Origin of the sequence: Bacteroides bouchesdurhonensis, from assembly GCF_900155865.1 — a bacterium.
Taxonomy (GTDB): domain Bacteria; phylum Bacteroidota; class Bacteroidia; order Bacteroidales; family Bacteroidaceae; genus Bacteroides; species Bacteroides bouchesdurhonensis.
This window is the reverse complement of record NZ_LT707006.1, coordinates 2,764,805-2,778,503: the sequence shown is the minus strand read 5'-3', so window position 1 is coordinate 2,778,503 and position 13,699 is coordinate 2,764,805. Positions and strand designations below refer to the sequence as shown.

General features: G+C 41.3%; 11 protein-coding genes. 8 read left to right on the top strand and 3 right to left on the bottom strand.

The window, feature by feature from the left end; genetic code table 11:
* Position 1: 1 nt before the first annotated feature.
* On the bottom strand, positions 2–2,344 hold the full coding sequence (locus CZ225_RS11625) for a transglycosylase domain-containing protein (RefSeq protein WP_077154172.1): 2,343 nt from the start codon (positions 2,342–2,344) through the stop codon (positions 2–4).
* 666 nt (positions 2,345–3,010) lie between these two features.
* Between CZ225_RS11625 and pyrB the strand changes: the two genes are divergently transcribed.
* The 5 genes from pyrB (at position 3,011) to glyA (ending at position 7,316) form a co-directional block, all read left to right on the top strand.
* A complete protein-coding gene (pyrB, locus tag CZ225_RS11620; protein WP_077154171.1) occupies positions 3,011–3,952 on the top strand; it encodes an aspartate carbamoyltransferase in 942 nt (313 codons plus the stop codon).
* Positions 3,949–4,410, top strand: coding sequence for an aspartate carbamoyltransferase regulatory subunit (gene pyrI, locus CZ225_RS11615; protein WP_077154170.1), 462 nt, complete (start codon positions 3,949–3,951; stop codon positions 4,408–4,410). The genes pyrB and pyrI overlap by 4 nt, the downstream gene beginning before the upstream one ends.
* Before the next feature lie 35 nt (positions 4,411–4,445).
* Positions 4,446–5,015: a flavin reductase family protein gene (locus CZ225_RS11610; RefSeq protein WP_077154169.1), complete on the top strand. Its 570-nt coding sequence runs from the start codon at positions 4,446–4,448 to the stop codon at positions 5,013–5,015.
* 22 nt (positions 5,016–5,037) lie between these two features.
* Positions 5,038–5,775, top strand: a complete 738-nt coding sequence (locus CZ225_RS11605; RefSeq protein WP_077154168.1) for a porin family protein — start codon at positions 5,038–5,040, stop codon at positions 5,773–5,775.
* A gap of 260 nt (positions 5,776–6,035) precedes the next feature.
* Positions 6,036–7,316 (top strand): serine hydroxymethyltransferase, encoded by a 1,281-nt coding sequence (glyA, locus tag CZ225_RS11600; protein WP_077154167.1) that lies wholly within the window; start codon positions 6,036–6,038, stop codon positions 7,314–7,316.
* A gap of 325 nt (positions 7,317–7,641) precedes the next feature.
* Here glyA and CZ225_RS11595 read toward each other — a convergent pair whose 3' ends face one another.
* Positions 7,642–9,309 carry a formate--tetrahydrofolate ligase gene (locus CZ225_RS11595; protein ID WP_077154166.1) on the bottom strand — a complete coding sequence of 556 codons (1,668 nt, stop codon included), beginning with the start codon at positions 9,307–9,309 and terminating at the stop codon, positions 7,642–7,644.
* A 236-nt stretch (positions 9,310–9,545) separates the two neighbouring features.
* Here CZ225_RS11595 and CZ225_RS11590 point away from each other — a divergent pair, with 236 nt between their 5' ends.
* Both CZ225_RS11590 and CZ225_RS11585 read left to right on the top strand, forming a co-directional pair.
* Positions 9,546–10,718 carry a DUF418 domain-containing protein gene (locus CZ225_RS11590; RefSeq protein WP_077154165.1) on the top strand — a complete coding sequence of 391 codons (1,173 nt, stop codon included), beginning with the start codon at positions 9,546–9,548 and terminating at the stop codon, positions 10,716–10,718.
* A gap of 86 nt (positions 10,719–10,804) precedes the next feature.
* Positions 10,805–11,038 (top strand): YecH family metal-binding protein, encoded by a 234-nt coding sequence (locus CZ225_RS11585; protein WP_077154164.1) that lies wholly within the window; start codon positions 10,805–10,807, stop codon positions 11,036–11,038.
* 65 nt (positions 11,039–11,103) lie between these two features.
* Here the strand turns inward: CZ225_RS11585 and CZ225_RS11580 are convergent, their stop codons facing one another.
* The gene (locus CZ225_RS11580) at positions 11,104–11,637 is read right to left on the bottom strand and encodes a methylated-DNA--[protein]-cysteine S-methyltransferase (protein WP_077155798.1); all 534 of its coding nucleotides are present in this window, start codon (positions 11,635–11,637) and stop codon (positions 11,104–11,106) included.
* A gap of 233 nt (positions 11,638–11,870) precedes the next feature.
* On the opposite strand from CZ225_RS11580, the gene aspT reads away from it, so the two are divergent.
* Positions 11,871–13,565: an aspartate-alanine antiporter gene (gene aspT / locus CZ225_RS11575; RefSeq protein WP_077154163.1), complete on the top strand. Its 1,695-nt coding sequence runs from the start codon at positions 11,871–11,873 to the stop codon at positions 13,563–13,565.
* Positions 13,566–13,699 lie beyond the last annotated feature (134 nt).

Here is a 13,699-nt window from a genome sequence, read left to right as displayed (position 1 = left end):
ATCAATTAAACAAGTCATCCAATCCGCTTTCTTCAATGAATCCTTCATCCGGAAGTTCCGAATCATCCCCACAGGGGTCAAACCCTTCAGGCAGATCAAACGTTTGTTTCTGGCTATATCCCAGATTCGGGTCATCATATACTTTCTTCATGTATTTAGCCCAGATAGGCAATGCAGCAGCAGCACCTTGCCCGTTGCTCATAGCACCAAAGTGAATATCTCGTTCATCTCCTCCTACCCAACAACCGGATACCAGCGATGGGGTAATCCCCATAAACCAAGCATCGGAGTTATCATTGGTTGTTCCTGTTTTACCACCCATATCGGCAGTAATTCCATAACGGCGGACACGTCCACCGGTTCCTTCGTTGATAACAGCGCGCAACATAACCAGCATTTTATAGGCACTCGAAAGACTAATAACTTCATTCATTTGCGGAGTAAATGTAGCTATCACATTACCTTCACTGTCTTCAATACGAGTAACAAACAATGGAGACACCCGTACTCCTTTATTGACGAATGCAGTGTAAGCACTTACCATCTCGCCGACAGAGATTTCACAAGCTCCGAGACTGAGTGAATATACCGCTGGAATATCTTTATTGCGTACACCAAAGCTGTGAATTAATCGTACCAATGCCTGTGGAGTGACTTTATTAATCAAATAAGCCGAGATCCAGTTATCCGAGTTGGCTAGTCCCCATTTCAAGGTTACCATTTCTCCATAACGCTTGTTGTTGGCGTTACGCGGTGTCCATGGCTCTCCAGTTTCAGTGATCAATGTTTGTTCTACGTGACGTACCTGATCACAAGGTGAAAATCCATCTTCCATAGCCAATGTGTACAAATACGGTTTGATAGTAGAACCCACCTGACGACGTCCGACCATTGCCATATCGTATTTGAAATTAACATAATCAGGTCCCCCCACATAAGCCTTTACATGACCGTTCATTGGGTCCATCGACATGAAACCTGTACGCAAGAAATGTTTGTAATAACGGATAGAGTCCATCGGAGTCATAATAGTATCTTTTGGTCCCGCCCAAGAGAAAACCGTCATTTCTTCCGGTTTATTGAATGCTTTGCGAATCTCCTCTTCGGAAGCTCCTGCCCCCTTCATTACATTGTAGCGTCCGCTCTGTTTCATAGCTCTGTTCAGCAAGTCTTCTACTTTCGACGCAGGCAAAGCTCTGGCATACGGTGCATTTTTACTACCCACCTTCTCTTTGAAGAACTGAGGTTGCAGAGTTTCACCCAAATGTTCACTGACTGCTTCTTCAGCATATTGCTGCATACGTGAGTCAATTGTGGTATAAATCTTCAACCCGTCAGTGTAGATGTTATAGTTTGTGCCGTCTTTCTTTTTGTTTTTCTTGCACCAGCCGTACAACGGATCTGTCTCCCAAGCGATAGAATCTTCATAGAATTTTTGCATTTGCCAACCACGATAGTTACTCTTATCAGGTTTTGAAGCAGTCATAATCATGCGGAGATATTCACGGAAATAGGTTGCCAATCCTTCTTTGTGGTCTACACGATTATAAGTCAATTTCAACGGAAGAGCCTGCAAAGAGTCACGTTCTGCTGTGGTAATGTATCCGGCCTTGCACATCTGTGAAAGAACCACATTACGACGTCCCAAAGAATTATCACGTATTTTTTGATTCCTGGACACAGGGTTATATCGTGACGGGTTCTGACACATTCCTATCAGCATAGCTGCCTGTTCAATCTTCAAATCCTTTGGTTCACAGCCGAAATACGTGTATGCTGCGGTTTTAATACCTACAGCGTTATTTAGAAAATCAAACTTGTTAAGATACAGCGTGAGAATCTCTTCTTTCGTGTAGTAACGTTCCAGTTTCACAGCAATGACCCACTCGATCGGTTTTTGCAAAAGACGCTGTAACGTATTGCTCGCCACTTCTTTTGTAAAAAGCTGTTTAGCAAGCTGCTGCGAAATAGTGCTACCTCCACCTGCACTTTCCTGACCCAATAATCCACGTTTTATAATTGCTCGGGTAAGAGCCTTTGCATCAATACCGGAATGCTTGGGAAAACGGACATCTTCCGTAGCAATCAATGCGTTGATGATATGCGGTGACAGGTCAGAATAGCTGCTATACACACGATTATTTTTTTCCACCGAAAATGTTCCCATCACCTTCCCGTCTTCCGAGAAGATTTCCGTAGCAAATTTATAGTTCGGATTTTCCAATTCCTCTACAGGGGGCATATATCCTATCCAACCTTCTGAGATGGAAATAAAGACAGTAGCAACAGCCACCACAACGAGTGCAAATAAGATCCAAAGAGCAATTATTATTTTTCGAATCATGTTTTTAACTTAAAAAAAGCGCATTTATTAAAGTTGCAAAGATAGTTAAATTCCTGCACTTAGCCAACAAGTTCGACAATTATTTCAGTCTTACTAACATTCAATAAAAATCATTCAGGTATAGAGTTCTATTTCATCCCGGGGGTAAACAACAGTAAGCCATGGGCTGGCAGTTGCTCAGCCCGCACCTAACGGACTGTTAGCCTACGGCTCAGAGATCTCCGACCCATGGGTTCGAGAATAAAAGCAAAGCTGCCATTTTCCGCCTCTCAAAGAGATATTTCTCATATCCCGTTTTTCTCCCATTTTTCTCTTCCTTAAAAACATCCCGTCGGCGTCGGCTTCTTCTCTCTTTTTCTCTCCGTCTTTTTCTTTTTTATCTTATTTTTATTACGCGCGCTTAGAGCTAACCTATATTGATTATCAAATAGTTATCACGCTCTTTAACACTTTATTTGACACATGGTTACGCTGTAACTACGGCGTAAGTAACTCGTAGCCACTCATCTATTAACTTTTATTAACCCGCAAAAACACATCCGAAAAGAGGAATAAAAACAAGTTTTTTTTCAAGAATTATTAGGTTTGTTCTATGCGTATTTCATAAATTCTTCGTACCTTTACGCCTCGGTAAAACAAGTTCTATCCACATATAAAAATAACAAAATGGAAAACAGAAGTTTAGTAACCATTGCCGAACATTCGAAAGAAAAGATACTTTACATGCTCGAAATGGCGAAGCAGTTTGAAATGAACCCTAACCGCCGGTTATTGCAAGGTAAGGTAGTGGCAACCCTGTTCTTTGAACCTTCCACCCGCACCCGTCTGAGTTTTGAGACAGCAGCCAATCGCCTCGGTGCACGTGTCATCGGTTTCACTGATCCCAAAGTAACCAGCTCTTCAAAAGGAGAAACATTAAAAGATACCATCATGATGGTGAGCAACTACGCAGACATCATCGTTATGCGTCATTACCTTGAAGGAGCTGCCCGGTATGCCAGCGAAATAGCTCCTGTGCCTATTGTCAATGCAGGAGACGGAGCCAACCAGCACCCATCTCAAACGATGCTAGACCTCTACTCTATCTACAAAACACAAGGCACACTGGAGAATCTCAATATTTTCCTCGTAGGTGACCTGAAGTACGGACGTACCGTACACTCTTTGCTAATGGCAATGCGTCACTTCAACCCGACGTTCCATTTCATTGCCCCTGAAGAACTGAAAATGCCGGAAGAATATAAACTTTATTGCCAAGAACATCAGATCAAATACATAGAGCACACCGACTTCACAGAAGAGACGATTGCCAATGCGGATATTCTTTATATGACTCGTGTGCAACGCGAACGTTTTACTGATTTAATGGAATACGAACGAGTAAAGAATGTGTATATCTTACGTAACAAGATGCTGAAACATACACGTCCGAACTTGCGAATCCTGCATCCGCTTCCCCGCGTGAATGAGATTGCTTATGACGTGGACGATAATCCGAAAGCATACTATTTCCAACAAGCACAGAATGGTCTGTATGCACGTGAGGCTATCCTTTGCGACGTATTGGGTATCACATTAGAGGACGTTAAAAATGATATTTTACTATGAGCGAAAATAAACAAGAGCTACAAGTAGCTGCCTTAGAGAACGGGACAGTGATTGACCATATCCCTTCTGAAAAACTCTTTACCGTTGTTCAGTTGCTTGGGGTAGAGCAGATGAAGAGTAACATTACCATCGGATTCAACCTTGACAGCAAAAAGTTAGGTAAAAAAGGAATCATTAAGATTGCTGATAAGTTCTTCTGCGATGAAGAAATTAATCGTATTTCCGTTGTTGCACCACACGTGAAACTGAATATTATCCGCGACTATGAAGTCGTTGAAAAGAAAGAAGTGAAAATGCCGGATGAATTGCGAGGTATCGTGAAATGCGCCAATCCAAAGTGCATCACGAACAACGAGCCAATGGCTACTCTGTTTCATGTGATAGATAAAGATAATTGTGTGGTAAAATGCCACTATTGCGAAAAAGAACAGAAGCGTGAGGATATCACAATCCTTTGATGTTCTTCATTCATCATTCTTAATTCTTTATTAAATTGAAACAAGACTGGAAACCAGGAACAATGATTTATCCGTTGCCGGCCGTATTAGTCAGTTGCGGAAAAGAAGAAAGTGAATATAATATTATCACAGTAGCATGGACGGGTACGATTTGCACAAACCCGCCCATGTGTTATATATCCGTACGTCCGGAACGTCATTCTTATGAGATTATTAAGAAAAACATGGAGTTTGTCATTAATCTGACGACGAAAGACATGGCGTTTGCTACAGATTGGTGCGGAGTCCGTTCCGGAAAAGATTATCATAAGTTTGAAGAGACGAAACTGACTCCCGGTCCCTGTACAGTGATTAATGCTCCGCTCATCGAAGAGTCTCCTCTTTGCATTGAATGTCGGGTAAAAGAAATCGTGTCACTCGGTTCGCACGATATGTTTATCGCTGATGTAGTAAATGTTCGTGCCGACGATCGTAACTTGAATCCTAAAACAGGGAAATTGGAACTGGCAGAAGCAAATCCGTTGGTTTATGTACATGGAGGATATTATGATTTGGGCGAGAAAATAGGAAAGTTCGGATGGAGTGTGGAAAAGAAAAATAAATAAGAAGTTTTAAAAATCACATAGGATGGTTATACTGCGTACAATACTGATTCTTTGTCTGCTGACCGTAACTTGTACGGCTTTCGGCAAGGATGGCAATACAGGTAACGTAGAACGTCCAAATACCAAAAAGATAAATTTCGGCATTAAGGCAGGATTCAACTCCACCATGTTCATGGTGTCGGAGCTGAAGATTAAAGATGTGACCATTGACGAATTTCAAAATAATTATAAGATCGGATACTTCGGTTCACTTTTTATGCGAATCAACATGAAGAAACATTTTATCCAACCGGAAGTATCATACAATGTTGGTAAATGCGAAATCACTTTTGATAAGCTCGGCTCGCAACATCCCGATATCGAGCCTGATTATGCTTCAGTCAAATCCGTTCTTCACAGCATTGATTTTCCAATTCTCTACGGATATAACGTTGTGAAAAAAGGACCTTACGGTATGTCCATCTTTGCAGGTCCGAAAATACGTTACCTATGGGGAAAACAGAATGAAATCACCTTCAGTAACTTCGACCAGAAAGGTATTCATGAGAAACTACATCCGTTCAATGCCAGCGTGGTAGTTGGCGTGGGAGTTAATATATCCCGAATCTTTTTCGATTTCCGTTACGAGCAGGGGGTGAGAAATATATCAAAATCTATCACATATGATAATATCAATTCTGACGGTAGCACAGGAGTCAGTACTATTATATTCAAACGACGGGACAGTGCACTCAGTTTTTCTCTCGGATTTATCCTATAATCAGACGGACATATTGAAGAGGGAGCTTTATGCAAAGATGAGCAACTGACTACATTCATTGAAACTGAATAATGTTAAGAACAAAGTCCCTATTTAGTAATAAAAAGAAAGCACTCCCCTCATATCTATTATCAATTTTCCACAATCTATTCCTTTAATTCTTCACTAATTATATTTTGTTCTTTATTTATTTTCACTAACTTTGTGCGCTTAAATAAAGTATCTCGAATTAGAATATTAAATCTTACTTATACAAAAGAATGAAAAGAGACGACTTAATTTTCGACATCATCGAAAAAGAGCACCAACGTCAGCTGAAAGGTATCGAGCTGATCGCATCTGAAAACTTTGTAAGTGACCAAGTTATGCAAGCAATGGGTTCTTGCCTGACTAACAAGTATGCAGAAGGTTATCCCGGCAAACGCTACTACGGAGGTTGTGAAGTTGTAGACCAAAGCGAACAAATTGCTATCGATCGTTTGAAGGAAATTTTCGGCGCAGAATGGGCAAACGTACAGCCTCACTCAGGTGCACAAGCCAACGCTGCCGTATTTTTGGCTGTGTTGAATCCAGGTGATAAATTCATGGGATTGAACCTGGCACATGGTGGTCACCTTTCTCACGGTTCTTTAGTGAACACTTCCGGTATTATCTACACACCTTGCGAATACAACCTGAATCAGGAAACAGGACGTGTTGATTACGACCAAATGGAAGAAGTAGCTTTGCGCGAAAAACCGAAAATGATTATCGGTGGCGGCTCTGCTTACTCTCGCGAATGGGACTACAAACGTATGCGCGAAATCGCTGATAAAGTGGGTGCTATCCTAATGATCGACATGGCTCATCCTGCCGGACTGATCGCTGCCGGACTGCTTGAGAACCCGGTTAAATATGCACACATCGTCACTTCAACTACACATAAAACACTCCGCGGACCTCGTGGCGGTGTCATCTTGATGGGTAAAGACTTCCCTAATCCATGGGGAAAGAAAACTCCGAAGGGTGAGATCAAAATGATGTCTCAATTATTGGATTCTGCCGTATTCCCTGGTGTACAAGGTGGACCGCTGGAACACGTTATTGCTGCAAAAGCAGTAGCATTCGGTGAAATTCTGCAACCTGAATACAAGGAATATGCAAAACAAGTACAAAAGAATGCTGCTGTATTGGCACAGGCATTGATCGACCGTGGTTTCACCATCGTTTCCGGTGGAACTGACAACCATTCTATGCTAGTAGACCTGCGTAGCAAATACCCGGACCTTACAGGAAAAGTGGCAGAGAAAGCATTAGTTTCCGCTGATATTACAGTAAACAAGAACATGGTTCCGTTTGATAGCCGTTCTGCTTTCCAAACTTCGGGTATCCGTTTAGGTACTCCTGCTATCACTACTCGTGGTGCAAAAGAAGACTTGATGTTGGAGATTGCTGAAATGATCGAAACTGTTCTGTCGAACGTAGAGAACGAAGAGGTTATCGCACAAGTACGCGCACGTGTCAATGAGACAATGAAGAAATATCCTCTATTTAAGGATTAAAATATATTTTTGGAATACCTTGGAAACGTCCAGGGGTTCATAGGATGAAATGGTCTGCCCTTCGCGAGAAGTGCAGACCATGTTTTTTATAAATTAACACTTAGAGAATAAACTATTTGATGCGTTTTACGTTTTTCTTCTACAACACGCAAAAATAGAAGGTGTGTCAAAATAGTAAGCCATAACACACCGGACTCTATATACAATCATCCCCGTCTTTCCAAGTTGAAAAAAATGGAAAGACGGGGATTTAATCTTATAACCTATTTAGAAAGGCATTTATATTACTAATTGGACTTTCTTCGGATTTACTTACTCCAGCTTTTTAGCTCAATCCTTCAATATTACCATCTACAATATCAATATGCAGTGCTTGCGGCTCTTTAGGTAATCCCGGCATACGGAGTATTTCTCCGGCAATGGCAACGATCATTTCTGCTCCATTATTAATGACAATGTCTTTGATATGGAACTCGAAATTATTCACTGCCCCATAAATCTTCGGATCGGCAGAAAATGAATATTGTGTTTTAGCAATACAAACCGGATAATGAGAAATTCCCATTTTCTCTATTAACTTGATACGACTACGGGCAATGCTGCTATAAGTAATGACGCTTGCTCCATAAATATTAGTAGCCACTTTCTCTATCTTTTGCTGGACAGTATCTTCTTCTTTGTAGGTGAAACGCAGAGGTTCGGAAGGATTATTTTCAATCATATCTACTACGAGACGAGCCATATCTACAGCACCCTCTCCTCCTTCGGTAAAAGCGTTGTTGATAGCAAAGCCTACCCCCAACTGTTCGCAATGCTCACGTAGCATTTCCATTTCTTCATCCGTATCACTGGCAAACTTATTGAATGCTACGATAATGGTCTGACCAAACGAACGAAGATTACGAATATGTTTATCCAGATTACGCAATCCTTCTTTCAATCCTTCCAAATTGGGTTCTTTGATGCGATCAAGACTGACACCACCATGCATTTTCAAACCTTGTGCAGTAGCAACAATCACTGTCAGTTTAGGTTGGAGTCCGCTTTTACGACACTTGATATTATAAAACTTCTCTGCACCCAGATCGGCACCAAATCCGGCTTCTGTAATCACATAGTCACCAAATGACATTGCCAGCTTGGTAGCCAGAATAGAGTTGCAACCATGAGCAATATTGGCAAACGGACCACCATGTACGAAAGCAGCAGTTCCTTCGGTAGTCTGTACCAGATTGGGATGGATAGCGTCTTTCAGCAAGACGGTGATAGCTCCTGCCACTCCCAGATCTTTTACTGTAAACGGTTCGTCGTCATAGGTGAATCCCAACAGGATATTTTCAATACGGCGGCGCAAATCTTCTTCGTCTTTTGACAGGCAAAGTATCGCCATTATCTCCGAAGCCGGAGTGATATCGAATCCGGATTCCTGCGTAATGCCGTTTGACTTCGGTCCCAGACCGACTACAATACTACGCAAAGAACGGTCGTTCACATCCAATACCCGCCGCCAGAGAATTTCTTTTAGTCCGAAACCCTTCGCCTGATTCTGGTACAGGTAATTGTCCAATAAGGCGGAGATCATGTTATGAGCGGAAGTGATTGCATGAAAGTCTCCCGTAAAGTGTAGATTGATCTTTTCCATCGGAAGTACTTGGGCGTATCCGCCTCCGGCAGCTCCTCCTTTCATTCCGAAACAAGGACCAAGCGATGGCTCGCGCAAAGCTACAATTGCTTTCTTACCAATCTTGTTTAGTCCCAAGGCAAGGCCGATAGAGACTGACGTTTTACCAATACCCGCTTTCGTTGCGGTGATAGCAGTCACCAAGATAAGATTGCTTTTCTTTATCTTTTCTTCATCAATCAGTTGTTCGGGAATCTTCGCAATGTAACGACCATAGTTTTCTACTTCGTCACGAGGAATTCCAATATTCTCGGCAACCTGCTTTATCTTCTTCAACTCGATACTGCGAGCTATTTCTATGTCTGATTTCATATAGAATATGGTTAGTTTTATTTTTGAATTGACAAAAGTATAACAAAAAAGCGAGATTGAGAAATTTAGAAGTTATTCTCCTGCGCGTTCATTTTATAAGATACTTGTTAAGCCGAAAACAACATTTCCGAAAGAATATTATGAAAAAATATTTAAGTATTACCTCGTTTATTAGATAAAATCTGTACTTTTACCAGCGTATAAAAAAACACAATAACACATCATTTCGATCAACCATGAATCAACCATTGACAAAGACACCTCGCATTGAAGTAGTAGATGCTTTACGCGGATTTGCTGTAATGGCAATTATTTTAGTACATAATCTGGAGCATTTCATTTTTCCGGTCTATCCGGAGCAATCACCCGAATGGCTCAATATATTGAATCAAGGAATTTTTCATGGAGTCTTTGCTTTGTTCGCGGGGAAAGCTTATGCCATTTTTGCTTTATTATTCGGCTTTACATTTTATATCCAAAGTAATAATCAGAAAAAACAAGGAAAGGATTTTGGATACCGTTTCTTATGGAGATTGATTCTGCTGGCAGGATTTGCTACGCTGAATGCTGCATTCTTTCCGGCAGGAGACGTTCTATTATTGTTCGTTGTAGTCGGAATTGTTTTGTTCCTTACACGTAATTGGAGCGATAAAATGATTCTTTTTGCTGCTATCTTTTTTCTGATTCAGCCGATAGAATGGTATCATTACATTGCCAACCTGATTAACCCGGCACATCAGTTACCGGATTTGGGTGTAGGTGCTATGTACGGTGAGGTAGCCGAAGTCACGAAGACAGGAAATTTCTGGGATTTTATCTGTTGTAATGTTACGCTGGGACAAAAAGCTAGCTTTTTATGGGCAGTAAATGCCGGTCGTTTCATGCAAACAGCCGGATTATTCTTATTAGGATTCTATATCGGAAGGAAACAATTGTTTGTCACCACAGAAAAGAATCTCCGTTTCTGGACGAAGGCTCTGATAATCGGTGCTATTTCCTTTGCTCCTTTATATGCTTTGAAAGAGGTGATTATGCAGAACGATGAAATCATAAAGCAAACAGTGGGTACTGCATTTGATATGTGGCAGAAATTAGCGTTTACTTTCGTATTAGTTGCTTCTTTCGTTCTTCTCTATCAGAGGGAAGCTTTCAGTAAAAAAGTTTCCGGATTGCGCTTTTATGGCAAAATGAGTCTTACTAATTATATTTCTCAATCAATCATAGGAGCTATTATTTATTTTCCATTCGGCTTATATCTTGCTCCTTATTGCGGATACACGATTAGTTTACTTATCGGATTCTTTATATTTATCCTTCAGGTGCAATTCTGCAAATGGTGGTTGAAGAAGCATAAACAAGGTCCGTTGGAGTCTATTTGGCACAAGTGGACTTGGATGGGAAGGAAGTAGATAACAAATCCTAATTTTCTGCTTTTGTCACATATGTTACAGTTTTAAACTGTACCTCCGATGTATCTTTGCAGAAAAAATAGATTATGGAACAGTTACATGCACATGAAGTCCTTCACATGATGGAAGGAAATAGTTATTCAGAATCATCTTTAAAAGAGGCAATCATTCATAAGTTTGGTGAAGAACAACGTTTCTACACTTGTTCGGCAACTGATATGGATATTGATGAATTGATAGTATTTCTCAAAAAGAAAGGTAAGTTTATGCCTACAGATGATGGATTCACAGTGGATATCACAAAGGTTTGTAGTCATTGATTCAAAGTTTTGACAGGCAGGAGTATCTTGACGTACAGGAGTAGATGAAATGAAAAAGTTGCACTTTATAACGCACTCCCTGTTGAAGGTACAAAGTATTTCTCCATATTGACCTGCTCTAATTTAAGCAAACCTATCTTTTTTGCAATCCCTCCGGCATATCCCGTTAAGCTGCCATTACATCCAACAATTCTGTGACAAGGTATAATAATACTAATAGGATTATGTCCCACTGCACCACCAACAGCTTGTGACGACATATTTTGTACTCCTTTTTGGCGGGCAACTTCATCCGCTATATCTTTGTACGTTATCACTTCTCCATAAGGTATCTTCCTCAATATCTCCCATACCGCAAGGCGAAAAGGCGTCCCCTCCAAATGCAGCGAAGGGGTAAAATCAGGATTTCTACCACTGAAATAACAATCTAGCCACTCCTTAGTTTGTTCGAATATAGGTAATGACTTCTCTTCATTCTCTTCCGATAATGTAGCAGCGAAGTATTTCTGCCCGTCAAACCACAAACCTGTGAGACAATCACCGTTACCGGCAAGTGTTATTCCTCCGATAGGAGATTGATATTTATAAATATATTGCATAGCTTCTACTTTTAAATGATGATGTTTCACAAAGATAACGATTTTTCCTTAACAGACAAATGCCGAGATTTACAAGCCAAAGAATAATGTTCTATACAACTTCGGCAATGCCACCGAATATCAAACAGTTACAAGAATTCAGATACTATCCTCACACAAAAATCCGCTTCAAATTACAAACACTTTTTATTAAATAATGTTGTTACTAGCATAACCTAAACAAGAACATCATTATGGAATGGATTATTAATCAACTTAGGGTACACCCCGAGCTTGCCATCTTTCTCACTCTTTTCGCCGGATTCTGGCTTGGTAAGCTGAAAATAGGGAAATTTTCATTAGGAACAGTTACCAGCGTCTTGCTGGTTGGAGTATTGGTAGGACAACTAAATATCACCGTAGACGGTCCGATGAAAGCTGTATTCTTTCTACTCTTTTTATTTGCCGTAGGCTATAAGGTAGGTCCACAGTTCTTTCGGGGATTGAAAAAGGACGGTTTGCCACAGGTCGGATTCGCCGTTCTGATGTGTATTGTCAGCCTTGTAGCTCCATGGATACTTGCAAAAATCATGGGATATAACGTAGGTGAAGCTGCCGGACTACTTGCCGGTTCGCAGACAATCTCAGCCGTTATCGGTGTGGCAGAAGACACTATTAACCAGTTGGGTATCAGTGATGCACAGAAAGCAAGCTATATCAATGCGATCCCGGTAGCTTATGCTGTTACTTATATTTTCGGAACAGCAGGTTCTGCATGGCTTCTTGCTTCCATCGGTCCTAAAATGTTGGGAGGACTGGAGAAAGTAAAAGCTGATTGCAGGGAACTTGAAGCAAAAATGGGAAGCTCCGAAGAAGATGAACCCGGCTTCTCTCCTGCCCTTCGTCCGGTTGTATTTCGTGCTTACAAGATTGCGAATGAATGGTTTGGCAAAGGAAAAACGGTTAAGGAACTTGAAGACTATTTTTCTCGAAATGATAAACGTTTATTTGTAGAGCGTGTCCGTCAGAATGGAGTTGTAAAAGAGGAAAATCCAACTCTTCTGCTCCAACCCAATGACGAAATCGTATTGAGCGGACGACGCGAGTTCGTGATCGGTGAAGAAGACTGGATAGGTCCTGAAGTCATTGATGCACAACTGCTTGACTTCCCGGCTGAGACTCTCCCCGTCATGGTGACTCACCATACCTTTGCAGGGGAAAATATTGCCACTATCCGTGCACAGAAGTTTATGCATGGGGTAAGTATCCGCAGTATCAAACGGGCAGGTATCAATGTCCCTGTACTATCAAAAACAGTCGTCGATTCTGGCGATATCCTCGAACTAACCGGACTGCCGCATGAAGTGGAAACCGCAGCCAAACAAATGGGATATGTTGATCGTCCTACAAATCAGACAGATATGATCTTCGTCGGATTGGGTATCTTAATTGGTGGTCTGATCGGTGCGCTTACCATACATTTGGGTGGAGTGCCTATCGGCTTATCTACTAGTGGAGGTGCGCTGATTGCCGGGCTCGTTTTCGGTTGGCTACGCAGCAAACATCCTACTTTCGGTGGAATTCCCGAACCTTCTTTATGGGTACTGAATAATGTCGGATTGAATATGTTTATTGCTGTAGTCGGAATTGCTGCGGGGCCCAGTTTCGTAACGGGGTTCAAAGAAGTAGGCTTTAGTCTGTTTATTGTCGGAGCACTTGCCACCGCTATCCCTCTGATCTGCGGATTGCTGATGGCGAAATATTTATTCAAGTTCCATCCGGCTTTAGCGCTAGGGTGTACTGCCGGTGCACGTACTACTACAGCAGCATTAGGAGCTATTCAGGACGCTGTGGAAAGTGATACTCCAGCTTTGGGTTACACTGTCACTTATGCCGTTGGTAACACACTGCTCATTATCTGGGGAGTCGTTATCGTATTGCTCATGTGACATATCCGTTAATATTCACAGTGAGTCGAAAAAACTTAATGATAAATTAAATTTATGATTGCTTTGCCATTACCTACTTAAACACAAGGTCTTAGCCTAGCAAATATATCCTATGAGCTAAATAATTTATGCTA